Origin of the sequence: Mesorhizobium sp. AD1-1, assembly GCF_020164655.1 — a bacterium.
GTDB lineage: Bacteria > Pseudomonadota > Alphaproteobacteria > Rhizobiales > Rhizobiaceae > Mesorhizobium > Mesorhizobium ciceri.
Window position 1 is genome coordinate 226078 of sequence record NZ_JAIUGP010000004.1, and the last position, 26300, is coordinate 252377.

Genomic DNA, 26300 nt, shown 5'->3' on the forward strand with positions numbered 1-26300 from the left:
AGTTGTGGGCGTTCAGCGTACGATCTTGACGCACATCGGCGTGCCGATCTCGATGGCGCGCCCGGTGTCGGTCAGTATGCCGCTGTCGGCGTCGCGGGCGAAGATCGAAATGCGGTCGCCATTCTGGTTGGCGGAAAACAGATGGCCGCCTGACGGCGTCAGCGCCAGGTTACGCGGGGTCGCGCCGCCGCAAGGGATATAGCTGACGAGGCTGAGCGACCCTGTCTGCTGGTCGACCGCCATGATGACGACGCTGTCATGGCCGCGGTTGGAGCCGTAGACAAAACGGCCATCCGGTGAGATCTGGATATCGGCGCAGTGGTTGCTGTCGCGTGCCTCGGCCGGCACCGCCGGCTTTGCGTCGATGATCGAGAGCTTGCCGGTGGCTTCGTCCAGCGTCATCGACACGATGGTCGAATCCAGTTCGTTCATGACGAAGACGAAGCGTCCGTTCGGATGCAGTGCGAGGTGGCGTGGACCGGCGCCGGATGGCAAAGCGGATTCGGTTAGCTTGGCCAGATTGCCCTCGCGCTCGATCCGGTAAGACACCAGCCGGTCGATGCCGAGGTCGGCGACGATGGCTGTTCCCCCGCCGATGGTTTCGGTGACGCTGTGCGCATGCGAGCGTTCCTGCCGCGCCACATTCGGGCCGCTGCCCTCATGCGAAACGCTGGCAAGCGGCGCCGACAAGGCGCCGTTCTCTTCGAAGCCATAGACAGCCACCGCGCGATCCGGGCCGCCCTCGCCCATGCCGTAATTGGCGACCAGCAGTTTTGTCCCGTCGCGGGTGATGGTGTTGTGGGCGGCTATGCTGCCGAGCGACGGTTGCTTGTTCAGATAAATGAGCGTCCCCGAAGCTCGATCGAAGCTGTAAGCTGAGACGGTGCCCTCGCGCCAGGTGAACACTTCCGAGTTGGCGTAGATCCGCGAGCCGTCCGGTGTCACCGAGAGGAAGGTCGGATTGTCGACGTCGTTGGTCTCGGCCAGTTTTCGTGTTTCCAGCGTCGTCTCGTCAAAGCTGTAGACGCTGAGGCCGACGCCCCGAGCGCCCTGAAAATACGGCGCCTCGCGGTTCAGGCTGCCGACAAAGACCAGACAATTCTCGCGCATGATTTCCTCCCCTACCCGCCTGCGCTTTGGCGCGCGGGAGCAGCCAAAATTTCGCCTGTTCACGCTTGCAACACAACCCCATATGTGAAAATACTATTTACAAAAGAAGATTGACGGGAGGAGACGTCTTGTATTTCGACGCCTTGATGCGTTTTCCGATAGCTGTGACGTGCCCCATGCAGGTCTGGCGGTGCCGACCATGAACGATTTCGCACCTACCGTCGGCGTCGCCTCGACGCATCCCAAGAACATGCCCGCGGACCATGCCGCGCTGCCGGTGTGGAACGCCGAAAACTGGTTCTACGAGGATTGGCCGGTCGGCCAGAAAATCCGCTCGTTGCGGCGCACCATGGCCGAAGGCGACAGCCATTTGTTCAACACGCTGGTGCTCGACATCCACCCCTATGTGCAGGACCAGATGTTTGCCGAGAGCGAAGGCATTTTCGGCAAGCGGCTGATCGCCGGCGCCTTCGTCTTTTCGGCTGGCCTGGGGCTGGTCGCCACCAACTGCGTCAATGCCTTCTCCTATGGCTACGACAAGCTCCGCTTCATTAAGCCTGTCTTCATTGGTGACACGATCTATTCGATCCGTTCCAACCTCGACAAGAAGCCCCGCTACAGGGAGATGGGACTGATCCGCGCCAGCTACGAGGTGTTCAAGGGTGAAGGCGAGCTCGTTTTGTATTGCGAGCATCTGCAGACGGTGAAGTACCGCAACCCGGCCGACTTCGTCGGCAAGACGGAGAAATAGCATGCCGGCAGCAGCCGAATTGCCGCTCGCCGGTCTCGTCGTCGTCGACATGAGCCAGTTCCTGTCCGGGCCCTATTGCTCACTCAGGCTGCTCGATCTCGGCGCCCGCGTCATCAAGATCGAGCGTCCGGATGGCGGCGACCTGTCGCGCCGGCTCTATCTCAGCGACACCGAGATCGGCGGCGATTCCACCATCTTCCATGCCATCAACCGGGCCAAGGAAAGTCTTGCCATCGACCTCAAGAACGAGGCCGATCTCGAGGCGTTGCGCGGCCTTCTGGCCAAGGCCGATGTGCTGATCCAGAATTTCCGGCCGGGCGTCATCGAGCGGCTCGGCTTGGACTATGAGGCGGTCCGCAAGATCAATCCGCGGCTGGTCTATGCCTCGATCAGCGGCTATGGCGAAGACGGACCATGGGTCAAGAGACCCGGCCAAGACCTGCTGGCGCAGGCGCGCTCCGGCGTGATGTGGCTGAACGGCGATGAGGACCAAGGGCCGGTGCCGTTCGGTCTTGCCATCGGCGACATGCTGGCCGGTGCCGCCTGCGCGCAAGGCATTCTGGCCGCACTCGTGCGGCGCGGCATCACCGGCAAGGGCAGCCATATCGAAACCAGTCTCCTGGAAGCGCTGGTCGATTTCCAGTTCGAGGTGCTGACGACGCATCTCAATGACGGCCGCCGGCTGCCCAGGCGCTCCAGCTTCCGCAGCGCGCATGCCTATCTGTCGGCGCCTTACGGTGTTTACCCGGCCAAGGACGGATACCTCGCCATCGCCATGACGCCGATCCCCAAGCTGGCCGATCTCCTGTCGCTCAGCGAACTCGCACCCTATCGCGACAAGCCTGCGTCGTGGTTCACCGCGCGCGACGACATCAAGGCGATCATTGCACAGCGGATCGCCACCAAGACGATCGACGAGTGGCTTGATATCCTCGAGCCGGCCGACATCTGGTGCGCCAAAGTGCTGACCTGGCCGGAGATGCTGGCGAGCGAAGGGTTCCATTCCCTCGGCATGCTGCAGACTGTGACGCGCGAGGACGATGTCTCGATCCTCACCACCAGTTCGCCGCTCCGGGTCGATGGCATAAGAGCCAAGGCCGATCGGGCGGCGCCCCGCATCGGCGAGCACAGTGCCGCCATCCGCGCGGAGTTCGGCCTGTGAGTTCGCCCAAGCTCAAAGGCATGACCTGGAGCCATCCGCGTGGCTATGATCCGATGGTCGCCTGCTCGGCGCTGTGGCAGCAGAAGACCGGTATTGCCATCGAATGGGACAAGCGCTCGCTGCAGGACTTCGAATCCTTCCCGGTCGAAGAACTGGCGCGCGCCTATGACCTCATCGTCATCGACCATCCGCATGTCGGCCAGATCACGGCCGAAGGCTGCCTGGAGCCGCTGGATGTCGCCGGACGCGAGGCGGAACGCACGGCCCTTGCCTCAGGCAGCATCGGCCAGTCCTATCCGAGCTACAACTGGCAAGGACGGCAATGGGCTTTCCCGATCGATGCGGCAACCCAGGTCCAGGCATGGCGTCCGGATGCGCTCGCGGCGCCGCCGGCGCGCTGGAGCGAGGTGCTCAATCTCGCCCGGCAAGGCCGCGTGCTGCTGCCGCTGCGGCCGCCTCACGTGTTGATGGTGTTCTACACGCTTGCCGGCAATCTCGGGCATGCCTGCACGACCGATCCGTCCCACGATCTGATCGATGTGGAGATCGGTAGCCAAGTCTTCGAGGCAATGCGCGAGATCGCAGCGCTGGTCGATCCCGCGTGTTTCGAGATGGACCCGATTGCCGTCTCCGAACGTATGGCGGAGGCCGGTTCCAAGTTCGTCTGCGCGCCACTGATCTATGGTTACGTTTCCTATGCGACGGCTGGCTTTCGGGCGAACCGGCTGGCCTTTGCCGATGTTCCGGTCATCGGTTCCGGCGGCCCGGTCGGTTCGGCGCTTGGCGGCACCGGCATAGCCGTATCAGCCTTTTCCAAAGCCAGGGATGCCGCGATCGACTTCGCCTATTGGGTCGCGAGCGGCGATGTCCAGCGTGGCGCCTATGCCGCCGCCGGCGGCCAGCCCGGCCATGCAGCGGCCTGGGAGGACCAGGCTGTCAATGAAGCGACCGGCGACTTCTATCGGGATACGCGCGCGACGCTGGAGGGTGCATGGGTGCGGCCGCGCCACGACGGCTACATGACTTTCCAGCAAGCAGCATCCGAACGCATCCTTTCCGGCATGACCTCCCGGCATCAAGCCCGACAGGTTGTTGCCGATCTCAATCGCCTGTTTCGGGAGAGTTCCCCGGTGCAGGTGTCCGGCGCTGCCGGTGGAGGAGCCTGAACCAAACCGAACGGAGGAGAACGAGATGACAGGAATGATCCGCGGCCTGCTGGCCGCAACCGCGCTTGCCTCGCTTGCAACGACCGCCTTTGCGCAGGATGTGCAAGGCGTCATCGGCGGGCTGCCAACCGAACTCAAGGCGCAATATGACGGCGCGCCGCAGAAGGTGCTGCCTTCGGCCTGGGACAATTTCACAGCGCCGCCGAAACCGTGGAAATGGTGCCACTCGGAATCCTACCAGGGCAATCCGTGGCGGGTCACGGTGACCAAGGAATTGAAGCGTCTCGTCGACGGGCTGATCGCCGACGGAACGGTGTCCAGCTTCGAGGTGTCTGATTCCAACAACGACGCCAGCCAGCAGATCAACCAGATCCGCGCCTTCATCGACAAGAAGTGCTCGATCATCACCTCGATTCCGGGCTCGGCGACGGCACTCGATGATGCGATCGACGCTGCCGCCAAAGCCGGCATTCCGTTCATCACCGCTGCCGGTTCGGTGACCAGCCCGAACGCCATCAATGTCGATTCCAACTATGCGCGCTGGGGCTACGACATGATGGCGGCGATCGGCAAGGCGCAGCCGGACGGCGCCAGCATCCTTCTGGTCGAAGGCATCGCCGGACACCCGATCGTGGTGCAGGAGCGCCAGGGCGCGGACAAGGCGCTGACTGAAAATCCGAAGCTGAAGATCTCGCGCAATGTCAATGGCAACTGGACAGCCAACGTCACCAAGACCGTGGTGCTGCAGGCGATCGCCACCAACCCGGCGCCGATCGATGCAGTGTGGACGACAGGCAGCGAAAGCCGCGTCGTCGCCGAAGCCTTCGCAGAAGCCGGCCGGCCCGCACCATTGATCACCGGCTCGATCACCGGCGATGCGCTGGGCTACTGGAAGGCCAACCCCGACAAGTACCGCTTCGAAGGCCATGCGGTGCTGCCGCACTGGACCGCGCAGACGCTGTTCCGCGTCGGCGAGCGCATGCTCGACGGGCAGAAGCCGAAGCTGAACACGCTGCTGATCCCGATCCCGCCTGTCCACACCGCCGATCTCGGTGCCTGGTACAAGGACTGCATGACGACGGACGCCGTGTCTATCTTCCCGATCCCGCCGAAAGATCCGATGCCGGAGGAATGGCTCGACGCCTATTTCTCGAACCCGGCGCCAACCAAGGGCTGGGACTATTCGAAGGTGCCCGATGCCTGTGCAAAGTGACGCCTGCTAATCTCTCAACAGGCCGGCTCCTTTCGGGGAGCCGGCCTGCCAGCATCGAAATGCGACATGCTTGAAGTCAAAACCATATCCAAACGCTATGGCGAGACGATCGCGCTCGCGGACGCATCGATCGCGTTTCGGGCGGGAACCATCCACACCATCCTGGGCGAGAACGGTTCGGGCAAGAGCACGATGGTCAAGCTGTTGTCCGGCATCGTCCAGCCGGACAGCGGCGCGATCCTCCTGCACGGCAAGCCGTTCTCGGGCGCCAACCCCTCGGCCTTCCAGGCGCAAGGCTTCGCCACGGTGTTCCAGGAGGTGCTGATCGCGCCGGATCGCAGCGTGACCGACAACATCCTGCTCGGCCTCGACGGGCTGGTCCGGCGCGCTGTGCCCCGCAACGAGCGCCGTGACCGGGCGAAAGCTGCGCTTAAGCGCTTCGCGGTCACCGACGTCCCTCTCGACATGCCAGCCGGCCTGCTGCCGCTCGCCGCGCAGCAATTGGTCGTCCTTGCTCGCGCGATCGTGCGCAACCCAAAGATCCTGATCCTCGACGAGGTCACCGCCGCGCTCGACTTCGCCGATCGCGAATCCGTTTTTTCGTTGATGCGTGCGCTTGCCGGCGAGGGCTGCCTGATCCTGTTCATCACCCACCGCATGGACGAGGTGATGTCGCTTTCGGATCGCATCTCGATCCTGCGGGGCGGCAGCGTGGTGCGCACCGAAGAGCGCGGCGCTTCGACGCCGGCTGAGCTTCTCAAGACAATGGCGCCACGTACCGCCGCGGAGCTTGCGCATGGCTGATCGCACCGCTCTCGATTTTGGTGGTCTTGCCGTTCGCGAACTCGTCATCGCGCCCGGCGCCAGCCCGATCACGCAGGCAATCGCTCCGGGTGAGATCGTCGGGCTTGCCGGCCTCGATGGTCATGGCCAGGAGCTGTTTCTCAAGATGCTTGCTGGCCTGGAACCGCCGCATGGCGGCTCGATCGAACTCGGTGCATCGGATGCGTCCCGTAAGATCACCGGGTTTCGCAAGGCTGTCGCCAGCGGCATCGCCTATTTGCCGCGCGACCGACGCGCCAACGGCATTTTCCCGACGCAGTCGGTGCTCGACAATTTCGCCGTTTCGACTCTGTCACGCGACACACGGCTCGGCCTGATCAGCCCGGCGGCGCGCAAGGCGCGCTACGACATCTACCGCGAAAAACTGTCAATCGCCGCACCCCGGCCCGATGCGCCGATCACCACTTTGTCGGGCGGCAACCAGCAGAAGGTGCTGCTGGCGCGGGCCTTGGCGCTGGAGCCCGCGATCCTGCTCCTCAACGATCCGACGCGTGGCGTCGACGTGGCGACGCGGCATGTTCTCTACGACGTGTTTCGCGGGCTGGCGGCCGACGGCATGGGGCTCGCCATCCTGTCCAGCGAAATCGAGGAGATTCTTCTCCTGTGCCAGCGCGTGCTGGTGTTCCGTGAGAATGAGGTCGCGGCCGAGATCGCCGGCAACGCGCTCACCACCGACGGCGTGATATCAGCCATGTTCGGACGTGCGGCATGAGCCCTGTTGCGCGCCTCCTGTCCCTTGGACGAAATTTCGGCTTCGCCGTCGTGCTGCTGGTCGTGCTGCTTGCGGTCAATCTCATCCTCAGCCCGGGACGGTTCCAGCCGGGTTCCTGGGGGGCGCTGGTCGGATTGGCGGCGCCCTTGATCGGTGCTGCCATCGCCTCCACGCCTGTCATCCTCGCCGGGCGTGGCGGAATCGACATCTCGGTCGGGCCATTGATGGGCTTTGTCAACGCTTTGACGATCCAGGTGCTGTTCCTCGGCACCGGCATCTCGTCGCCCTTGGTGCTCGTTCCGGCGGCGTTGCTCGTCGGCGCGCTGGTGGGCGCGGCGAACGGCTTCCTGGCGACAATCGTGCGCATTCAGCCGATCGTCGCCACGCTCGGCACCTATCTGATCCTGACCGGCGTGACGCTGACAATCCTGCCGGCGCCGATCGGCCCAGCGCCGGCCTGGCTCAAGGCGCTGTCCGGTTCGCTGTCGATGCTGCCGCTGGCGGCGATGCTCGTCGCCTGGTGGCTGGTTCGGCGCACGCCATACTACGACCAGCTTATGGCGGTCGGCAGCGACGACCGCGCCGCCTACACCGCCGGTATCGATGTCACGCGCGTGCGCTTCATCGCCTATGTCATGACCGGCATCCTCGGCGGATGCGCCGGGCTGATGCTGACCGCGCTGATCGGCTCCGCCGACCCCAACATAGGGCCGACCTACACGCTGATCGCCATCGCTGCCATAGCGCTCGGCGGCGTCAGCCTGGCCGGCGGCCGTGGTGGCGTGGCGGGTGCCGCCATCGGCGCCATCGACATCTTCTTGCTGCAGAGCGTGCTGACGACGTTCAACGTCTCGACCTTCGTGCTGCAGATCGCCTACGGCGCGATCCTGGTGCTGGCGGTGATGCTGACAGCGCTGCAGGAACGTCTTGCCATGGGGAGACGCTGACATGGTTTTGCGCCAAAACCTCTTCGCGACAACCAACGCCCGTGTCGTCGGCGCCTTCTGCGTCGCCGCCCTTCTGCACCTTGCCGGCACAATTCTCATTCCCGGCTACTCGGCGCCGTTTGCGATACGGGCCATGCTGGTGCTCGCCTCGCTGCTCGCCGTGGCCTCGATTGGCCAGACGCTGGTCGTCGTCATGGGCGGCATTGACCTTTCGATCCCCTTCGTCATCGGCTTTGCCAATGTTGTGGCGGCGCAGCTTTATGGCGATGGCTGGAACTTTTTTCTCGTCTGCGGCCTGGTCGGCGCGCTGGCGCTCGTCATCGGCGGGCTGAACGGGCTGATCTCGCGCAGCCTCGACATCCAGCCGCTCATCGTCACGCTCGGAATCGGCATGGTCGTGCAAGGGCTGGTGCTGCTGTGGACAGCCGGCTTCCCGTCAGGCTCCGCGCCACAAGCGGTTTCCAGCTTCGTCTCGATCGGCGGATCGGCCGGCCCGCTGCCGGTGCCGTGGCTGGTGCCAAGCCTGGTCGTGCTGGCGGCGCTGGTCGTGCTGGTGCTGGAGCGGACGCCCTATGGCCGCCGGCTCTATGCGTTGGGCAGCAATCCGGGAGCGGCGCCGCTGGCGCTGATCGATCCGGTTCGCATGTGGGTCATCACCTATGCAGCAAGCGCCTTCTTCGCCGCTGTCGCGGGCGTGCTGCTGCTCGGCTTCACCGGCTCGGCCTATGGCGATGTCGGCCAGCCCTATCTGTTCCAGACCATCGCAGCGGTCGTTGTCGGCGGCGCAGCACTGGTCGGCGGTCGGGGCAGCTATCTCGGCACGATCGCCGGCGTGCTGGTGCTGACCGAGATCAACACGCTGCTCATCGGCCTCGGCTTCCAGCCCGCGGCGGTGCAGGCCGCGCTCGGCTTCGTCATCGTGCTGCTGGTTTCGCTCTATGGCCGCGAACGGCACGTCTCGGCAACCATCTGAAAGGACTTGTCAGTCGAGCCGCCACAGCTTGCGGGCATTGCCGGACAACAGCCTGTCGCGCTCGTCAATGCTGCAGCCTGACAGCAATGCATGGCTCGCCGCCACCCAGGTCGACAGGCCGCCGCCTAGCGTGCAGACCGGCCAGTCGCTGCCCCAGACGACGCGGTCCCAGCCGAATGAATTGATGGTGTGCTCGACGTACGGCCGCAACGTCTCGACCGTCCAGCTGCCGGCATCGGCATAGGCGACGACACCGGAAATCTTGGCCATGACATTCGGGCGCCGGGCGATCTCGCTCATATGCTCGCGCCATGGATGTTCCCTGTTGCCCTTGATGTCGGGCACGCCGCAATGGTCGAGCACGAACGTCACATCGGGTGCCAGGTCGGCAAGCACGATAGCCTTGGGAATCTGGTGCGGCAGCACGACGAGATCGAAGGTCAGGCCGGTGCCGCCAAGCCGCTTGATGCTGTCGCGGAACACCGCACCTTCCGAGAGCTCGTCGGGCGCGACATGAAGGACGCGGCGAAAGCCCCTTACGAACGGGTTTGCCCGCTGCCGTTCGAGATAGGCCGCGAAGTCTCCTTCCTCAGGACGGCAGGACGCGATCACCCCGGCCAGCATGCTGCCGGGCTGCCGTGACAGTCCTTCCACACGAGCCGTCTCGGCTTCGATGTCGGCCGGATCGACATCGACCTCCATATGCAGCACGCGCTCGACGCCGACACGCTGCGCCTCCGTCGCGTAGTCTTCATAAGAGAAATCGCGGTTGAGCGCCGGCACGCCGGCGAGCCAAGGATAGCGCAGGGCCGAGCGATCGATGAGGTGAAGATGGGTGTCGATGATCATGGCGAGGCTCCTCCCTCTGGTTTTTCAAATCATCTCACGAGAGAATTCTTCATTCAAATAAGAATTCACACCGATGAGCCGACTGCTGATCCAGCAAGGTGCGACAGCTTTTCACACGTTGCCAGCAACAGTTCGATTGTCCTGGTGATATCGGGTGCGGAAGGCGCGTTGACCACCGTGATGTAGGGAATCGACAGCGCGGCGATCGCCTTGCCGTCGGAACTGCGCACCGGGGCCGACAGGTTGAAGACGCCGGCTGTCTGCATCGAAGCCATCATCTCGTAGCCACGGTCGCGGATCTGGTCGAGACGGGTGAAGAACTCGCTCGATTGCGCCGTCTTGTCGGTGCTGCGGACGTGTTCGGAAATCATCATCTGGCGCTCTTCCGGTGAGCGGAAGGCGAGCAGCACATGTCCCGAGCCGGTATCGAATAGACTGATATGGGAGCCGACCCGGATCGATATGCCCCAGTAGTTCGGTGCTTCCTGCTGACCGATGACGACGGCAGAACCACGATCAAAAACAACGAGTTGGTTGGCCTGCTGCGATGTCTCGGCAAGCTCACGCATCAGCGGCGTCGCATAGGAGACCAGCCGCCGTACCGGCGCGTGCAGCTGTGCCAGGCCGAACAGCTTGAGCGTCAGCGAATAGCGGTCGCCGTCGAGGCGCGTGACGTAGCCACGCCGCACCAGCCGGTCCAGCATGCGATAGAATTCGTTGGGACTGCGGTCGAGTTTCTTGGCGATTTCGGCCTGGGTCAGGCCCCCGTCGACGCCCGCCAGCAGTTCAAGGATATCGAGCCCCTTGTCGAGCGCCGGCGCGCGATAGCGCTCGTCTTCGCTGTCGTCCATGGGCTCATCCTCCAGTGAATTTCACCCTTCATATACGCAGGAACGTGCGCAGCGGAAACAAATTTCGCCTTGACGTCTCCATGAATGTTTTGTTTGTATATGAATGTAGCACTTCTTGTCATCAGACGAGTTGCGGTCGCCGGCCAAGGCGCACCCAGGGAGGATACCAATGAACAGACTGCTTTCCGGCGTCTCCGCCGGTGCATTGTTGCTTGCATTTGGTGCAGGCGCAGCCCTTGCCGGCGACCTGCCCGGCAAGTTCGAAGGCGTGACCGTCGACGTGAAGCTGATCGGCGGCCAGCAATATGAAAAGCTCTACGAACGGATCCCGGAATGGGAGAAGGCGACCGGCGCCAAGGTCAACATCCTGACCAAGAAGAACGGCTTCGATATCGACAAGGAGCTCAAGTCCGACATCGCCTCGGGCAGCACCAACTGGTGCGTCGGCTGGAACCATTCCTCCTTCGCGCCGCAATATACCGGCCTCTACACCGACCTCAGCAAGTTGCTGCCGAAGGAAGAGATCGACGCCTTCGTGCCGTCGACGATCAAGGCGGCAACCATCGACGGCAAGCTGGAGATGCTGCCGCGTGCGCAGTTCGACGTTTCGGCGCTCTACTACCAGAAGAGCCTGTACGAGAACGCCGACAACAAGACCAAGTTCAAGGCGAAATACGGCTATGACCTGGTGCCGCCGGACACCTGGAAGGAAGTCACCGACCAGGCCGAGTTCTTCGCCAACCCGCCCAATTTCTACGGCACCCAGTTCGCCGGTAAGGAAGAGGCGATCAACGGCCGCTTCTACGAGATGGTCGTCGCCGAGGGCGGCGAATATCTCGATAAGGACGGCAAGCCGGTCTTCAACTCCGAGGCCGGCATCCGGGCGCTCGACTGGTTCGTCAACCTCTACAAGGCCAAGGCTGTGCCGGCCGGCACCACCAACTATCTCTGGGACGATCTCGGCCAGGGCTTTGCGTCCGGCACTGTCGCCATCAACCTGGATTGGCCGGGCTGGGCCGGCTTCTTCAACGATCCGAAGTCGTCGAAGGTCGCCGGCAATGTCGGCGTCAAAGTCGCGCCGAAGGGTTCGTCCGGCAAGCGCACCGGCTGGTCCGGCTTCCATGGCTTCTCGGTGACCGAGAACTGCCCGAACAAGGAGGCCGCGGCTTCCCTGGTTTGGTGGCTGACCAACGAGGACAGCCAGAAGCTCGAGGCCGCCGCCGGTCCGCTGCCGACCCGCACCGCGGTCTGGGACTGGGACCTGAAGCAGGCCGAAAACGATCCTTACAAGAAGGAGGTTCTTACCGCTTTCCAGGAAGAGGCCAAGCACGCCTTCGCCGTGCCGCAGACGCCTGAATGGATCGAGATCTCGAACGCCGTCTATCCCGAGCTGCAGGCGGCGATCCTCGGCGACAAGACCTCGAAACAGGCACTGGATGAAGCCGCCGCCAAGGCGACACAAATCCTCCAGGACGCCGGCAAGCTCTAGCAACGGCTCCCAGGGCTGCCTCCCCATCAGCAATGGGGGAGGCGATCGCGTTGCGCGGGATGCCAGCGGTTTACGCTAACCCTTCGCGCCCAGCCAACGCACCGCCGTCCAAATACAAACACTCAAGGATTCTGATGAAGGGCTTCAAGCCATCCGCGCCATTCCTGCTGCTGCTTCCGGCCATGATCGTGCTGGCGGCGGTGGTGGTGGTGCCGCTGCTTCTGTCGCTCTATTCGAGCTTCACCCCGTTCCGCCTGACGCGGCCCGAAACGTTCTACGTCTTCATCGGCATCCGGAACTATCTTTCGATCCTGTCCAACACCGACTTCTGGTGGGCCTTCGGTCGCACGGTTCTGCTGCTGACCATCGCGCTCAATCTCGAAATGCTGCTCGGGCTCGGCCTCGCCATGCTCGTCGAGAAGGCGACGCGCGGCCAGCGCATTCTGCGCACGCTGATGATGTTTCCGATGATGTTCTCGCCGATCCTGGTCGGCTTCCAATTCAAGTTCATGTTCAACGACAATATCGGCCTGGTGAACAATGCGCTGCAGTCGCTCGGCATCACGCGAGACGCCATACCGTGGCTGATCGAGGGCCATCTCGCCTTCATCGCCATCTCGATCGCCGAGATCTGGTCGTCGACGGCGATCTTCGCCATCCTGATCCTCGCCGGCCTGCTCGCCATGCCCAAGGAGCCGATCGAGGCGGCGCGGGTCGACGGCTGCACGCCGTGGCAGACATTCCGCTATGTGACGTGGCCATTCGTCATGCCCTTCGCCTACATCGCCATGACCATCCGTTCGCTCGACGTGGCGCGCGCCTATGACATCGTCAAGATCATGACCGATGGCGGACCGGCGGGCCGCACCGAACTGCTATGGACCTTGGTGGCCCGCACCGCCTACAGCGACGGGCGCATGGGCATGGCCAACGCCATGGCCTATTTTTCGATCCTGCTGTCGATCGCCTTCACCGTCTACTTCTTCAACAAGCTCGCCGCGGCGCGCACGCAGATCGGTGCGGAGTGGTGAAGATGGACGAGAATTCTTCCGCCCGCCTGAAGCGCCGGCTGCTCGGCATCGTCTATCGCATCGGCCTGTTCCTGGCGATGCTGACCATCTGCCTGCCGGGCCTGTGGATCGTGCTGTCGTCGCTGCGGCCGACGGTCGAGATCATGGCAAAGCCACCGGTGTGGATCCCACAGGAGATTTCGTTCGACGCCTATGTCGCGATGTTCTCAGGCATCGGCAAGGGCGGCATCCCGGTGATTGAATATTTCCGCAACTCGCTGATCATCTCGGTGACCTCGACGGTGATTGCGGTGGCCATCGGCATGGCAGGCGGCTATGCGTTCGCCCGCTATCGTTTTCGCGGTAAATCGAGCGTCTTCCTCGGCCTGATGCTGACGCGCACCGTGCCGGGCATCGCGCTCTCGCTGCCGCTGTTCTTCCTCTATGTGCGGCTCGGCATCATCGACACCCATTTCGGGCTGATCCTCGCCTATGTCGCGCTCAACGTGCCGTTCACCATCTGGCTGATCGACGGCTTCTTCCGGCAGGTGCCCAAGGACCTCGCGGAAGCGGCGCAGATCGACGGCTGCACGCGCTGGCAGGCGTTCTGGCAGGTCGAGTTTCCGCTCGCCGGACCGGGCATTGCGTCGGCCGCGATCTTCGCCTTCCTGACCTGCTGGAACGAGTTCGCGCTGGCCTCGCAGCTGACCCGCTCGGTGAGCGCCAAGACGCTGCCGGTCGGCCTGCTCGACTACACGGCCGAGTTCACCATCGATTGGCGCGGCATGTGCGCGCTGGCCGTGGTGATGATCATCCCGGCGCTCACCCTCACCTACATAGTCCAGAAACACCTTGTCGGCGGCCTGACCTCCGGCGCGGTGAAAGGTTGATCCCATGGCAACCGTTACCCTCACCAAGCTGACCAAGCGCTACGGCACTATTGGGATCGTGCACGGCATCGATCTCGACATTGCCGACCGCGAGTTCATTGCGCTGGTCGGCCCGTCCGGCTGCGGCAAGTCGACGACGCTGCGCATGATCGCCGGGCTGGAGGAAATCAGCGCCGGCTCGATCGAGATCGGCGGACGCATCGTCAACGATTTGCCGCCACGCTCGCGCAACATCTCGATGGTGTTCCAATCCTACGCGCTCTATCCGCACATGACGGTGCGCGAGAATCTCGGCTTCTCCCTGAAGATCGCCGGCGCCGCCAAAGAAGACATGGACCGCCGCGTCGCCGAGGCCTCGGCCATCCTCGGCCTCGACACGCTGCTCGATCGACGCCCGTCGCAACTGTCCGGCGGCCAACGCCAGCGCGTCGCAATGGGTCGCGCCATCGTGCGCGACCCCGATGTGTTTCTGTTCGACGAACCGCTTTCCAATCTCGACGCCAAATTGCGCACGCAGATGCGCACCGAGATCAAGAAGCTGCATGCCAAGGTGCAGTCGACAGTGATCTACGTCACCCACGACCAGGTCGAGGCGATGACGCTTGCCGATCGCATCGTCATCATGCGCGACGGTCATATCGAACAGGTCGGCACGCCCGACGAGGTGTTCCGGCGGCCGGCGACGCGCTTCGTCGCCGGCTTCATCGGCTCACCGCCGATGAATCTGCACGAGGCGACGATCGATGACGGCCAGATGGTTTTCGCCAGCGGCGAGAAGCTGCCGCTGCCCGGCCAGTTCAAGGCCAATGTCGCGACCGGCGACAAGGTCGTGTTCGGGCTGCGGCCGGACGACATCTACCCGACCGGCCATGGCATCAGTTCCGGTGGCGCGGCCGATGTCCACCAGATCGAGCTGCCGATCACGGTCACCGAACCGCTCGGCAACGAGACGCTGGTGTTCGTTGAATTCAACGGCACGGACTGGGTGTCGCGCATGCTGAACCCGAGGCCACTGCGGCCGGGCGAGCGGGTCGCCATGAGCCTCGACATGTCGCAGGCGCATCTGTTTGCCACTGAGACCGGAAAGACATTGCGGAGCTGATCGGCATGGCCAGAATCGAGAAAGTCGACCTTTGCATGGTGGACCTTGTGCCCAAGGTCAAGCGCACCGACGCGATCCAGAGCTTCGTCAGTCAGGAAACGCCGATCGTCACGATCACCGATTCCGACGGTGCGGTCGGCACCGGTTACAGCTACACGATCGGCACCGGCGGTTCGTCGGTGATGCGGCTGCTCTCGGACCATCTGGTGCCGCGCCTGATCGGCCGCGATCCCGACATGATCGAGGCGATCTGGCACGATCTCGAATTCGCCACCCATGCCACGACCATCGGTGCCATCACCGCCATCGCGATCGCCGCCATCGATACAGCACTCTGGGATCTGCGGGCCAAGAAGCAAAACCTGCCTTTGTGGAAACTGGCCGGCGGCGCCAAGGATCGTTGTCCGCTTTACACCACCGAAGGCGGTTGGCTGCACATCGAGACGCAGGCGCTGGTCGACGATGCGCTGGCCGCCAAGGCGAAGGGATTTCGCGGCTCGAAAGTCAAGATCGGCAGGCCGCACGGGTCGGAGGATCTTGCCCGCCTGTCGGCGGTGCGCAAGGCGGTCGGCGACGGCTACGAGATCATGACCGACGCCAATCAGGGGTTTTCGGTCGACGAGGCGATCCGGCGCGCTGCGAGGCTGCGTGAGCTCGACCTCGCCTGGATCGAGGAACCGCTGCCGGCCGACGACATCGATGGGCATGTGCGATTGTCGAACTCGACGCCGACGCCGATCGCCATCGGCGAGTCGCTCTACTCGATCCGCCATTTCCGCGAATACATGCAGAAAGGCGGCTGTTCGATCGTGCAGGTCGATGTCGGCCGCATCGGCGGCATCACGCCCTGGCTCAAGATCGCGCACGCGGCAGAGGCCTTCGACATTCCGGTCTGCCCGCATTTCCTGATGGAACTGCATGTCAGCCTGACCTGCGCTGTTCAGAACGGTCGATATGTCGAGTACATTCCGCAGCTCGACCAGTTGACCGGCAAGCGCATGCGCATCGAAGATGGCCAGGCGCTGGCGCCCGACGAAGCGGGCATCGGCATCGATTGGGACTGGGACGCGGTCAAGGCCATGAGCATCGCCGAATTCACCACGGCGATCACGAAATAGGAGACTGATATGCAGCGGATGGGGATGATTCTCGGACTGAAGCCGGAAAAGGTCGATGAGTATGTTCGGCTCCATGCCGCCGTCTGGCCCGGCGTGCTGACCATGATCTCGGCCTGCAACATCAAGAACTATTCGATCTACCTGAAGCGGCCGGAGAACCTGCTGTTTTCCTATTTTGAATACCACGGCACCGACTATGCCGCCGACATGGCCAAGATGGCGGCCGACCCGAAGACGCAGGAATGGTGGGCCGTCTGCATGCCCTGCCAGGAGCCGCTGGCGACCCGCAAGGAGGGCGAGTGGTGGGCCGAGATGGATGAGGTCTTCCATCATGACTGAAGGCGGCTTCGACCCTGCCTTGCTCGTTCAATCCTGGCCAAAACCCTCAAGACCCCGGCCGATCGTCACCTTCGGCGCGGGATCGATCGTCGGCGACGCGCATTTCCCAGCCTACCGGAAGGCCGGCTTTCCGGTTGCCGGGCTTTATGATCCTGATCATGTCAGGGCTGAAAAGCTGGCCAGCCAATGGGGCGTGACGGCCTTTGGCTCGGTCGAAGAAGCGACTGCTGTCGAGGGCGCGATCTTCGACCTTGCCACCCCGCCGTCGCATCATGCCGATGTGCTGAAGTCCTTGCCTGACGGCGCGGTGGCGCTGATCCAGAAGCCGATGGGCAGCAATCTTGCCGAGGCGACCGCGATCCTCGAAATCTGCCGCGCCAGGAGGCTGCACGCGGCGGTGAACTTCCAATTGCGTTTCGCGCCAATGATGCTGGCGCTGAAGGATGCCATCGGCAAGGGCTGGCTCGGCGAGATCGTCGACTTCGACGCCTGGCTGGCGCTGGCGACACCATGGGAGCTTTGGGAATTCCTGCTCAAGGCGCCGCGCGTCGAGATCGCCATGCATTCGATCCACTATCTCGACCTGATCCGGCAGTTGCTCGGCGACCCCAGAGGCGTGCACGCCAAGACACTCGGCCATCCCAACCATAAGGTGGCGCAGACGCGCACCAGCGCCATTCTCGACTATGGCGACACCGTGCGTTGCGCGCTGTCGATCAACCACGACCACAAATTCGGTCGCCGGCATCAGGCCTGCGAGTTCCGCATCTGCGGCACAGAGGGTGCCGCCTATCTCAAGCTGGGTCTCAACCTCGATTATCCCACAGGCGAACCGGATGTATTGGAGATCTATCCGAAGGGCGGAACGGGCTGGATCGCCGTGCCCTTGGCCGGCGAGTGGTTTCCCGATGCCTTCGTCGGCCGCATGGCCAATGTCCAGCGCTTTGCGACCGGAGAAGATGATACGCTGATAAGCCCCGTCGAAGATGCCTGGAGCACGATGGCGCTGGTCGAGGCGGCGTATCAGTCGAGCGCGGCACCGGCAACGCCGATTGCGGAAAGACCCTGATGGAACAGATCCAGTATTTCGAGGATTACGAGATTGGCGCGTCGCGCCTAACAAGCGGCCGCACCATCACCGAGACCGACTTCATCGTCCATGCCGGCCACACCGGCGATTTCTTTCCGCACCACATGGACGCCGAGTACATGAAGACGACGCCATTCGGCCAGCGCATCGCGCATGGCACGCTGGTGTTCTCGGTCGGCATCGGGCTGACCGCGAGCGTCGTTAACCCTGTCGCCTTTTCCTACGGCTACGACCGGCTGCGCTTCATCAAGCCGGTGTTCATCGGCGACACAATCCGCACGCGCACCACCATCGCGGTCAAGGAAGACGATCCCAAGCGGCCGGGTTCAGGACGGGTGATCGAGCGGTGCGAGGTGATCAACCAGCGCGGCGACGTGGTGCTGGCGGCAGACCACATCTACATCGTCGAACGCAGGCCGGCGCAGGGCTGAGACTCGGGAAAGTCCTACGAGCCGGTAGCGCGCTTGGTAATGCGCTCCAGCCCGAGCAAGAGAACCAGCGTCGCCACGACCAGGATCATTGTCAGTGCCGCGCCGGCAAAGATGTCGCCGCGATCGGTAAGGCTGAAGATCGAGACCGGCAGCGTCACCCAACCCGGCGGGTAGACCATGACGGTGGCGCCGAGTTCCCCCATCGACAGCGCGAAACTGAGACCGAAGGCGGCGACCAGATAGGGTGCGAGCAAGGGCAGTGTGACGTGCCAAAGCCGGTAGGCCGGGCGAGCGCCGAGGCTCGATGCCACCTGCTCGAAGTCGGGCGAAAGCCGCGCCAGTCCAGCCGAGACATTGCCGAAGGTGAAAGCCGAGATCAGCACGAAATGCGCGATCATGACGATCGCGATCGTGCCGTTGAGCAGCAGCGGCGGATGGCTGAAGGCAACCAGCAGGCCAAGGCCGACAGACACCGAAGGGACCGCGCTTGGGATGAAGAACAAAAGGCCGAGCAGCCGCCGCAAGGCATGGCCCTGGAGGCGCAGCGACAGGGCCGCCCAGGTGCCGCTGACCAGCGCCAGCGCGCTGGCCAGGAAGCCGGTGACCAGGCTCGCCTTGACCGCTCTGCCGGCGGCACCGGAAATGACATCGGTGTAGTGCTCCGTCGTCAGGCCGTTGGGCAGCACGCCGTTCCACTGGTCGGCGAGGCTGGACAGGAGGATGACCGCGAGCGGCGCCAGGAACAGCACGCCGAAGATCAGTGCGAAGAGCACCCACAGGACAAGACGACCGGAGCGTGACCAGACCAGCATGGGCTAGGCTCCCAACCGGCCGGCGGCGAAACGGTAGAGGCCGAACAGGCCGAGCGACAGCGCGATGTTGACGACGGCGATGATACAGGCGACCTGATAGGCCGATTCCTGGATCGCCTTGCCATAGATCAGCAGCGGCAGGGTGATGACGCCCTTGGCGCCGATGAACAGCACGATACCGAATTCGTTGACAGTCAACAGCAGGCACAGGCTGCCGCCGGCGATGAGTGCCGGGATTGCCGCCGGCAGGATCACCTGGCGAACGATGCGAAACGGCCGCGCGCCGAGCACGCTCGCCGCTTCGATCTGGCCACGGTCGACCAGCGAAAAGGCGGCGAGCAGCGGCCGCAGGATGAAGGGTGTGTAGACAGTGACCTCGGCCAGGATCACACCCCACGCGGAATAGAGGAAATCGACGGGCGGCAGCGGCAGCGAAAAGGTCTCCATCAGCCCGGCATTGAGCATGCCGGCGGAGCCGTAGAGGAAGGTGAAGGCAAGCGTCACCAGGAATGTCGGCAGCGCGATGAAGGTATCGATCAGCCGGGCGATGAAGCCGCTGCCGGGGAACGGCACGAAGGCCAGAATCAGCGCCAGCACGAGGCCGACGACCAGGCATCCGGCTGTCGCCGCGACCGAGATCGATACCGTGTTGATCAGCGCGTTGAGGAAGAAGCGCGAATGCAGCACGCGGATGACTTCGGCGACATTGGCGACGCCACTGTCGTCGAGGAAGGCCTGGCGGGCAATCAGTGCCAACGGATAGAAGAACAGCAGCGCCAGCAGGGCCGCCGGTGGCACTATCCAGAGCTTGCCGGGTTCCCTCCGAAACGCCGGCGCGCGAAGTGTGACGGCCTCAGACACCGGCGTCTTCCGGGAGAAGCGAGGTGTCGGCGGGCGCGAAGAACAGCGGCACCTTGGCGCCGGGTTCGGGCAAGGCGATCGGCAGCCTGGTCGCCGAGACACGCACCGGCGTGCCGTCGACGTCGAGCACGAGATGGGTCAGTTCGCCCTGCCAGTGCACTTCCTGGAGCGTGCCCACGATGCGGTTGGTATGGTCGCTGTCGGCGGTCAGGCTGAGATGCTGCGGCCTGATACAGAGCAGGCTCTTGTCGCCGGCCTTCTCGTTGCGGCCGGCGCCGGTCAGCAGCGCGTCACCATGCCTTGCCGTGGCAAATCCCTTCGACCCGACGGCCTCGGCAACCGTTACCGGAAGAAGATTGGCGCGGCCGAGGAACTCGGCCGTAAAACGGTTTGGCGGGCGGCGGTAGAGTTCGGTCGTCGGTCCATGCGAACAGACCCTGCCGTCGCGCATGATGGCGATCTTGTCGGCAAGCGTCAGTGCCTCGGTCTGGTCGTGGGTGACATAGAGGATCGTGAGGCCGGGCAGGCTGCGGTGCAGCCGCGCAATCTCCTCGACCATGTTGCGGCGGATCTGGGCGTCGAGCGCCGAGAGCGGCTCGTCGAGCAGGAGCACGCGCGGCCGCACGGCCAAGGCACGCGCAATCGCCACGCGCTGCTGCTGGCCGCCCGAAAGCTCGCGCGGATAGCGCCGGGCATAGGCCGACATGCCGACAGTGCCCAGCGCATCCTTGATCCGCTCACCGATCAGCGCCTTGTCGGCGCCCTGTGCTCTGAGGCCGAAGGCAACGTTGTCCTCGACCCGCATATGCGGAAACAGCGCGTAGTTCTGCACCACCATGCCAAGGCCGCGCTCGTAGGGCGGCAGATCGGTCACATCGGTGGCGCCGATGCGGATCCGCCCGCTGGCGGGTCGCACGAAGCCCGCCACGGCGCGCAAGGCCGTCGTCTTGCCGGATCCGGATGGGCCGATCATCGCCAGGATCTCGCCAGGTGCGATATCCAGGGTCAGCGGATGCAGGACGACATGCGCGCCATAGGCAACGCTGACCTTGTCGAAATGGACATTGGAGCCGGCGCCGCGAACCTTCGCGGCGTCGATGTCCATGACACTGGTACCAGTAAAGGCTGCGGCCGACATGGCGTGGTCCTCCGGGTTTCCCTTGCGGATCAACTTCCGGTCGCTTCGTTCCAGCGCTTGACATAATCGGGCAGCTTGCTCAGCGCGTCGTCCCAGTTCGGCGACCAGATGGTCACGCCTTTCATCGCCTCCTGCGCCTTGGCGAAGTTGGCGTCATCCGGCTTGACGTCCTTGCGAGCCGGCATGCCGAGCGCAACGGAACTGATGCTCGACTGGGCTTCCTTGGAGAGCAGGAAGTCGATCAGTTTCTTGCCGTTGTCTGCGTTGGGTGCGCCGGTGACCAGGCCGATTTCATAGGGCAGCGCGAAGGTGGAGCGCACACCGTCAGGTCCAGCCGGCCAGAACACCTTGATATTGGGATTGTCGGCCATCTGCGACATGTTCATCTGCAGATCGCCATTGGCGACATGCAGCTCACCCTTGTTGACCAGCGCGGTCAGCTTGCCGGTCGAAGCGGAGGGGCCGACATTGTTGTCCTGCAGCTTCTTCATGAACTCGAAGCCGGCATCCTCGCTGCCGAAGGCGTGGATGATCTGCAGCATGACGGCGGTGCCGTCACCGGCCTGGCCGGGGGTAGAATACTGGATCTTGCCCTTGAACTTCGGGTCAAGCAGGTCGTTGTAGGCCTTTGGCGCTTCAGGCAGGACGGCACTGTTGTAGATGAAGTTCATATAGTTGTTGACCAGCGGCCGGTACTTGTCTGTGCCGCCATCGATCTGGTCGGCGGCTTCCGGCTTGTAGTCCTGCAGCAGGCCGTCAGCCGCGGCCCGCTGCACGAAGGGCGGCAAGGTCACCAGCACGTCGGCCTGCGGATTCGACTTTTCCTTGGCGACACGCTCGACGACGCCGCCGGAACCTGCCTCGATATACTGCACGGTGATGCCGGTGGCCTTGGTGAAGGCGGCGAATTCGGTCTCGAACCAGCTGCCATTGCCGTCATGCAGGCCGTCGGCGGAATAGATGGTGACGACGCCGTCGGCGAGTGCCGGCCCGACAAGAGCCGACGACGCCAACAGCGACGCGGCGAAGGCCATAGCTATGGTTGCCTTTTGCGATTTCATGCTCAGTTCCCCTGTGATTGATGGCACATTCTGCGATGCACTGTGACGATCTCGCCTGTAGGCCGGAGCCTTATGCGGCACCGTTCGATCTCGTCGTTGTGCCGACTTTGGGGACTGACGATCGATAAGTAAAATCTATTTATTTTATGAGAGGCAAATTTTACCTGATAGTTGTCATGGAACTGTCGCAACGCTGGCCTGGCTTCGATTCCGGCCTCGCGGAAGGCCCGCGATTGGCGGCAGAGATGGTGATGGTCAGCCGAATGAAACCCCAGATGTCTGCGCCCGCAGCCGCGGGTCGAACGAACGAACGGTAACCGGCCGGCCTTCGAGAATTTCGAAGCAGCGCGCGAGCGTGTCGTCTTCGAGCCGGCGCATGGCCCCCTGCGTGAAGAAGGTGAGATGCGGAAACAGGATGACGTTGTCGCGGCCGAACAGCGCGCTCATCGGATGGCCCGATTTGGCCAGCGGCTCGACCGAATAGACGTCGAGCCCGGCGCCGCCGATGCGCCCCGAGATGATCGCCTCGACAAGGGCGGCCTCGTCGATCAGCGCGCCGCGCGAGACGTTGACGATGATAGCGGAAGGCTTCAGGCAAGCGAGCTCGGCTTCACCAATCAAGCCGCGCGTCCTGTCGTTCAGCACGCAGTGGAGGGAAACGAAATCGCAGGCGCGCAGCATGACGTGGAGGTCATCGACCTTCTCGATGCCGGCGGCATGCATCGTTGCCGCATCGATACCCGGATCAAAGCCAAGCACCCGCGCGCGAAACCCCTGCCCGGCCATGCGCGCCATGCTGCGGCCGATCTTGCCGCAGCCGACGAGCCCAAGCGTGGCGCCGGACATGTCGCGCCCCAGCCAGCGTTGCTCGGGCCAGATCCAACCATCACGTGACACCGCCGCGGTGATGGAGGGCAGCCGCTTGGCCAGCGCGATCATCAGCGCGAAGGCGCCTTCGGCGACGGTTTCCTCAGCATAATCCGGCACGTTGACAACGGGAATGCCACGCCGCATCGCGGCGGGGATGTCGATGGCATCGACGCCGACGCCATATTTGACGATGCCGTTCAATCTGGGAGCCGCCTCGATCACCCGTGCGGTGATCGGCGTGTAGCACATCAGCAAAAGATCGGCGTCCGCAACGGCCTGCATGAGATCAGCTTCGGGGATGCCGTCCGGCAGCGTCACCAGTTCGACCCCCCTCGCCCGCAAGCCGGCGTCGATGCCGGGACATTCGAGTTCGCGGTCGGTGCGCACGGCCTTCACGGTCAGGCCGCCAGCACCGTGCGCTCGACGATGTCGAGCGCGCCGTCGAGGTCGGTTTTCGAAATGACCAGCGGCGGCGACAGCGTCAACACGTTGCCTTGGCTGATCTTGAAGCTCAGCCCCTGTTCAAGGCAAGCATAGAAGACGCGCTCGGCGAGATCGCGTGCCGGCTGGCGCGTATCGCGATCCTCGACGAGCTCGACGCCGACCATCAGTCCCCTGCCCCTGACGTCGCCGACATGGGGCGAGCGCGCCATCAGGTGCTGCATGCGCCCTAGCATGTGCCGACCGAGTTCGGCCGCGCGCTCGACCAGCCCTTCCTCCAGGATGATGTCGATCGTCGTCAATGCGGCGCGGGTCGTCACCGGGTTCTTCTCGTGGGTGTAGTGGCCGATCGCGAAGCCACCGGTGACGTCGAGATCGCGGCGCGCGATGATGGCGGCGATCGGCAGGACGCCGCCGCCGAGCGACTTGCCGAGGACGACGATGTCAGGCGTCACATCATCATGCTCGTGCGCGAAGAATTTGCCGGTCTTGCCAAGGCCGGTCGGGATCTCGTCGAAGATCAAGAGCGTGCCGTGCCGGTCGCAGGCCTCGCGCACCCGCTTCCAGAAGCCTGGCGGCGGCGGGTTTGGCGTCGCCCGCATCGGCTCGGCGACGACCGCCGCCACGTCCTGCTCGCGGCCAAGGACGTAGGCAATCATGTTGGCGCAGGCGAGGCCCGAAGCTTCCAGGGAATCGTGGCCATAGGGGCAGCGATAGCCGTCCCAAGGCGCGACGTGCTCGGTGCCGGTCATCATCGGGCCTGATATGTGCGAGCGGAAGGTCGCCTCGCCACCAACGCTTGCTGCGCCGAAGCCGGCGCCATGGAACGCATCCCAGAACGACACCGTCTTGAAGCGGCCGGTCGCGGCGCGGGCGATCTTCAGCGCGACCTCGATGGCGTCCGAGCCGCCGGTGGTGAACAGCACTTTGCCGAGATTGCCGGGCGCCAATGCCGCCAGCTTCTCGGCCAGTTCGACGGCGGGCTCACAGGTGAAGCGGCGCGGCGCAAAGCAGAGCTCATCGAGCTGCTTCTTGATGGCGGCCACAAGCCTCGGGTGGCCATAGCCGAGGTGATGGACGCTGTTGCCGTGGAAATCCATGAAGCGGCGACCGGCAGTGTCCTCGATCCAGATGCCTTGCGCCTTGGCGATCGTCGACAAACAGGGGCTGGACAGGCTCTGGTGCATGAAGGCGGCCGCGTCGCGATCGAGCAGGCCGCGGATCCGCGGATCGCCCTGCCCGGCATCCCAGCGACCGCGAGCCGCTGTGGTGTTGGAATCGCCTTCGGTGTGCACAAGTTCAGATATCGCGGCCATCATGGTCTCCGAAATGCGAATGAGGGAGCGGCGAACGCTCCCTCGATTGTTCTATCCGTCAATGCCGTCCGGTCAGGACCAGGGCAGCGAAAATGTCTTCACATTGGTGTAGCTCTTCATCGCTTCGATGACGCCTTCCTTGTAGCCATTGCCCGAATCCTTGATGCCGCCGAAGGGCGACATCTCGATGCGATAGCCCGGCACTTCCCAGATGTTGACGGTGCCGACCTGAAGGCCGGCGATGTATTTCTGCATGCGGGGAAAAGAGTTGGTGCAGACGCCCGACGACAGGCCGAAGGCGGTCGAGTTGGAGAGCGCAATCAACGCCTCGTCATCGTCCGGCGCACGCACGATCGGGATGATCGGCCCGAAGGTTTCTTCCATGACCAGCTCGGATGTATGCGGCACGCGATCGACGACGATTGGCGGCAGCAACGCGCCCTGGCGGCCCGGATTGTAGAGGATTTCGGCGCCTTGCTCGGCAGCCATGTGGACGCGGGCTTCGAAGAGCGCCGCCGCCTTCTCGTGCACGACGGTGCCAAGGTCGGTCGCGCGGTCCATCGGATCGCCGAAGCGGATCTTCTTCGCCCGCTCCAGCACCAGTGGCACGAAGCGGTCGGCGACGCTTTCCTGGACCAGGATGCGCTTGACCGCGGTGCAGCGCTGGCCGGAGTTTTTTGTCGCTCCGGCCACTGCTAGGTCCGCCGCCTTTGCCAGATCCTCGTCCGACAAATCGTTGAGGATGATCAGCGGGTCGTTGCCGCCGAGCTCCAGCACCTGGCGCTTGTAGCCGGCGGTGCGGGCGATCATCTTGCCGACCGGCACGCCGCCGGTGAAGGTGATCAGGTCGATGTTGTCGTTGGTGATCATCTCGTTGCCGATATCGGCCGGCCAGCCGGTCACCACCGACAGCATTTCAGGCGGCAAACCGGCTTCATAGAGAATGTCGGCCAAGAGAAGCGCCGTCATCGGCGTTAGTTCGGTCGGCTTGACCACCACGCAATTGTTGGTGGCGATCGCCGGCGCCACCTTGTGCGAGACCATGTTGAGCGGATGATTGAACGGCGTGATCGCCGAGATCGCCTTCAACGGCTCGCGGGTGGTGAAGATCTTGCGCGCCTTGCCGTGCGGGGTGAGGTCGCAGGAGAAGATCTGGCCGTCATCCTGGATGCACATCTGCGCCGACAGCGTGAACACGTCATAGGCGCGGCCGACCTCATAGAGCGAGTCCGTCTTGGAGATGCCGAGCTCGAGCGTGATGAGATCGGAGATTTCTTCACGGCGCGAGGCCAATGCCTCGGCGGTGCGGAACAGGATCTGCTGACGCTCGTAGCGGGTCAGCCTCGATTTGTAGCCGGCGGCGATCTCGAACGCCTGGCGGGCGTGATCGGCGCGGCCGGCCGGAACGGTGCCGATGACGGTGTCGTTCCAGGGGTAGCGCACCTCGACGACGCCGTCGGCATCGACTCGTCTGCCGGCGATGCGCATCGGCTCGTGGCGAACTTTGATGGCGGGGTCGAGCTTGGTCATGGGTTCTGCTCCAGCAGATTCTTGTTGCGCGGAGGATTCGGCCCCCACTCCGGCCCTTCGGGCCACCTCTCCCCCGATCGACGGGGGAGAGGAAATCAGGCGAGGTCAGTGCCTCAACGTTTCCAGGCTAAGCCGCGGCTAACCCTGGCGTCTTTCCTCTCCCCCGTCCATCGGTGGAGAGGTGCCGAGCGAAGCTCGGCGGAGTGGGGGTCGACAATCACGCTC

At 63.8% G+C, this 26300-nt stretch carries 26 protein-coding genes; 16 read left to right on the top strand and 10 right to left on the bottom strand.

Features of this window, described 5'->3' with window-relative positions; genetic code table 11:
* Window positions 1–12: 12 nt before the first annotated feature.
* Window positions 13–1110, bottom strand: a complete 1098-nt coding sequence (locus LB519_RS10755) for a lactonase family protein (protein WP_127368787.1) — start codon at window positions 1108–1110, stop codon at window positions 13–15.
* A gap of 199 nt (window positions 1111–1309) precedes the next feature.
* Between LB519_RS10755 and LB519_RS10760 the strand changes: the two genes are divergently transcribed.
* The 8 genes from LB519_RS10760 (at window position 1310) to LB519_RS10795 (ending at window position 8877) form a co-directional block, all read left to right on the top strand.
* Window positions 1310–1861 carry a MaoC family dehydratase gene (locus tag LB519_RS10760; RefSeq protein ID WP_224619888.1) on the top strand — a complete coding sequence of 184 codons (552 nt, stop codon included), beginning with the start codon at window positions 1310–1312 and terminating at the stop codon, window positions 1859–1861.
* 1 nt (window position 1862) lies between these two features.
* Entirely contained in the window at window positions 1863–3023 is a 1161-nt protein-coding gene (locus tag LB519_RS10765) for a CaiB/BaiF CoA transferase family protein (RefSeq protein ID WP_224619889.1), read from the top strand.
* The gene (locus tag LB519_RS10770) at window positions 3020–4189 is read left to right on the top strand and encodes an extracellular solute-binding protein (protein ID WP_224619891.1); all 1170 of its coding nucleotides are present in this window, start codon (window positions 3020–3022) and stop codon (window positions 4187–4189) included. Before LB519_RS10765 ends, LB519_RS10770 begins: the two co-directional genes overlap by 4 nt.
* Window positions 4190–4214: 25 nt before the next feature.
* Window positions 4215–5402, top strand: coding sequence for an ABC transporter substrate-binding protein (locus LB519_RS10775; RefSeq protein WP_024502499.1), 1188 nt, complete (start codon window positions 4215–4217; stop codon window positions 5400–5402).
* Window positions 5403–5468: 66 nt separating this feature from the next.
* Window positions 5469–6206, top strand: coding sequence for an ATP-binding cassette domain-containing protein (locus tag LB519_RS10780; RefSeq protein ID WP_013533018.1), 738 nt, complete (start codon window positions 5469–5471; stop codon window positions 6204–6206).
* Complete coding sequence (locus LB519_RS10785; RefSeq protein WP_224619894.1) at window positions 6199–6957, top strand: ATP-binding cassette domain-containing protein; 759 nt, start codon at window positions 6199–6201, stop codon at window positions 6955–6957. The genes LB519_RS10780 and LB519_RS10785 overlap by 8 nt, the downstream gene beginning before the upstream one ends.
* On the top strand, window positions 6954–7904 hold the full coding sequence (locus LB519_RS10790; protein WP_224619896.1) for an ABC transporter permease: 951 nt from the start codon (window positions 6954–6956) through the stop codon (window positions 7902–7904). Before LB519_RS10785 ends, LB519_RS10790 begins: the two co-directional genes overlap by 4 nt.
* A gap of 1 nt (window position 7905) precedes the next feature.
* Window positions 7906–8877 carry an ABC transporter permease gene (locus LB519_RS10795; RefSeq protein ID WP_027163924.1) on the top strand — a complete coding sequence of 324 codons (972 nt, stop codon included), beginning with the start codon at window positions 7906–7908 and terminating at the stop codon, window positions 8875–8877.
* Between the two features lie 9 nt (window positions 8878–8886).
* On the opposite strand, the gene LB519_RS10800 is transcribed toward LB519_RS10795, so the two are convergent.
* Together LB519_RS10800 and LB519_RS10805 are read right to left on the bottom strand one after the other, a co-directional pair.
* Window positions 8887–9726: an amidohydrolase family protein gene (locus tag LB519_RS10800; RefSeq protein WP_024502496.1), complete on the bottom strand. Its 840-nt coding sequence runs from the start codon at window positions 9724–9726 to the stop codon at window positions 8887–8889.
* Window positions 9727–9791: 65 nt separating this feature from the next.
* A complete protein-coding gene (locus LB519_RS10805) occupies window positions 9792–10577 on the bottom strand; it encodes an IclR family transcriptional regulator (RefSeq protein ID WP_013533023.1) in 786 nt (261 codons plus the stop codon).
* A 169-nt stretch (window positions 10578–10746) separates the two neighbouring features.
* Between LB519_RS10805 and LB519_RS10810 the strand changes: the two genes are divergently transcribed.
* The 8 genes from LB519_RS10810 (at window position 10747) to LB519_RS10845 (ending at window position 18046) form a co-directional block, all read left to right on the top strand.
* Window positions 10747–12066, top strand: coding sequence for an ABC transporter substrate-binding protein (locus LB519_RS10810; protein WP_127369284.1), 1320 nt, complete (start codon window positions 10747–10749; stop codon window positions 12064–12066).
* Window positions 12067–12200: 134 nt separating this feature from the next.
* On the top strand, window positions 12201–13097 hold the full coding sequence (locus LB519_RS10815) for a carbohydrate ABC transporter permease (RefSeq protein ID WP_013533025.1): 897 nt from the start codon (window positions 12201–12203) through the stop codon (window positions 13095–13097).
* 2 nt (window positions 13098–13099) lie between these two features.
* Window positions 13100–13966, top strand: coding sequence for a carbohydrate ABC transporter permease (locus LB519_RS10820; protein WP_063171551.1), 867 nt, complete (start codon window positions 13100–13102; stop codon window positions 13964–13966).
* A 4-nt stretch (window positions 13967–13970) separates the two neighbouring features.
* Window positions 13971–15068, top strand: a complete 1098-nt coding sequence (locus LB519_RS10825; protein ID WP_013533027.1) for an ABC transporter ATP-binding protein — start codon at window positions 13971–13973, stop codon at window positions 15066–15068.
* Between the two features lie 5 nt (window positions 15069–15073).
* The gene (locus LB519_RS10830; RefSeq protein ID WP_224619898.1) at window positions 15074–16186 is read left to right on the top strand and encodes a mandelate racemase/muconate lactonizing enzyme family protein; all 1113 of its coding nucleotides are present in this window, start codon (window positions 15074–15076) and stop codon (window positions 16184–16186) included.
* A gap of 9 nt (window positions 16187–16195) precedes the next feature.
* Window positions 16196–16525: an L-rhamnose mutarotase gene (locus LB519_RS10835; RefSeq protein WP_063167540.1), complete on the top strand. Its 330-nt coding sequence runs from the start codon at window positions 16196–16198 to the stop codon at window positions 16523–16525.
* Complete coding sequence (locus tag LB519_RS10840) at window positions 16518–17594, top strand: Gfo/Idh/MocA family protein (RefSeq protein WP_063171548.1); 1077 nt, start codon at window positions 16518–16520, stop codon at window positions 17592–17594. The genes LB519_RS10835 and LB519_RS10840 overlap by 8 nt, the downstream gene beginning before the upstream one ends.
* On the top strand, window positions 17591–18046 hold the full coding sequence (locus LB519_RS10845; protein WP_027163926.1) for a MaoC/PaaZ C-terminal domain-containing protein: 456 nt from the start codon (window positions 17591–17593) through the stop codon (window positions 18044–18046). The genes LB519_RS10840 and LB519_RS10845 overlap by 4 nt, the downstream gene beginning before the upstream one ends.
* 14 nt (window positions 18047–18060) lie before the next feature.
* On the opposite strand, the gene LB519_RS10850 is transcribed toward LB519_RS10845, so the two are convergent.
* From LB519_RS10850 to phnY, 7 genes are all read right to left on the bottom strand, one after another.
* Entirely contained in the window at window positions 18061–18858 is a 798-nt protein-coding gene (locus tag LB519_RS10850) for an ABC transporter permease subunit (protein WP_013533032.1), read from the bottom strand.
* 3 nt (window positions 18859–18861) lie between these two features.
* On the bottom strand, window positions 18862–19719 hold the full coding sequence (locus LB519_RS10855; protein WP_127368840.1) for a 2-aminoethylphosphonate ABC transporter permease subunit: 858 nt from the start codon (window positions 19717–19719) through the stop codon (window positions 18862–18864).
* Window positions 19712–20857 carry an ABC transporter ATP-binding protein gene (locus tag LB519_RS10860; protein ID WP_024502486.1) on the bottom strand — a complete coding sequence of 382 codons (1146 nt, stop codon included), beginning with the start codon at window positions 20855–20857 and terminating at the stop codon, window positions 19712–19714. The genes LB519_RS10855 and LB519_RS10860 overlap by 8 nt, the downstream gene beginning before the upstream one ends.
* A gap of 29 nt (window positions 20858–20886) precedes the next feature.
* Window positions 20887–21918, bottom strand: a complete 1032-nt coding sequence (locus LB519_RS10865; protein WP_013533035.1) for a 2-aminoethylphosphonate ABC transporter substrate-binding protein — start codon at window positions 21916–21918, stop codon at window positions 20887–20889.
* Between the two features lie 255 nt (window positions 21919–22173).
* Window positions 22174–23184 (bottom strand): C-terminal binding protein, encoded by a 1011-nt coding sequence (locus tag LB519_RS10870; protein WP_224619900.1) that lies wholly within the window; start codon window positions 23182–23184, stop codon window positions 22174–22176.
* A 2-nt stretch (window positions 23185–23186) separates the two neighbouring features.
* A complete protein-coding gene (locus tag LB519_RS10875; RefSeq protein WP_027163929.1) occupies window positions 23187–24545 on the bottom strand; it encodes an aspartate aminotransferase family protein in 1359 nt (452 codons plus the stop codon).
* A gap of 72 nt (window positions 24546–24617) precedes the next feature.
* Complete coding sequence (gene phnY, locus LB519_RS10880) at window positions 24618–26075, bottom strand: phosphonoacetaldehyde dehydrogenase (protein ID WP_224619902.1); 1458 nt, start codon at window positions 26073–26075, stop codon at window positions 24618–24620.
* Window positions 26076–26300 lie beyond the last annotated feature (225 nt).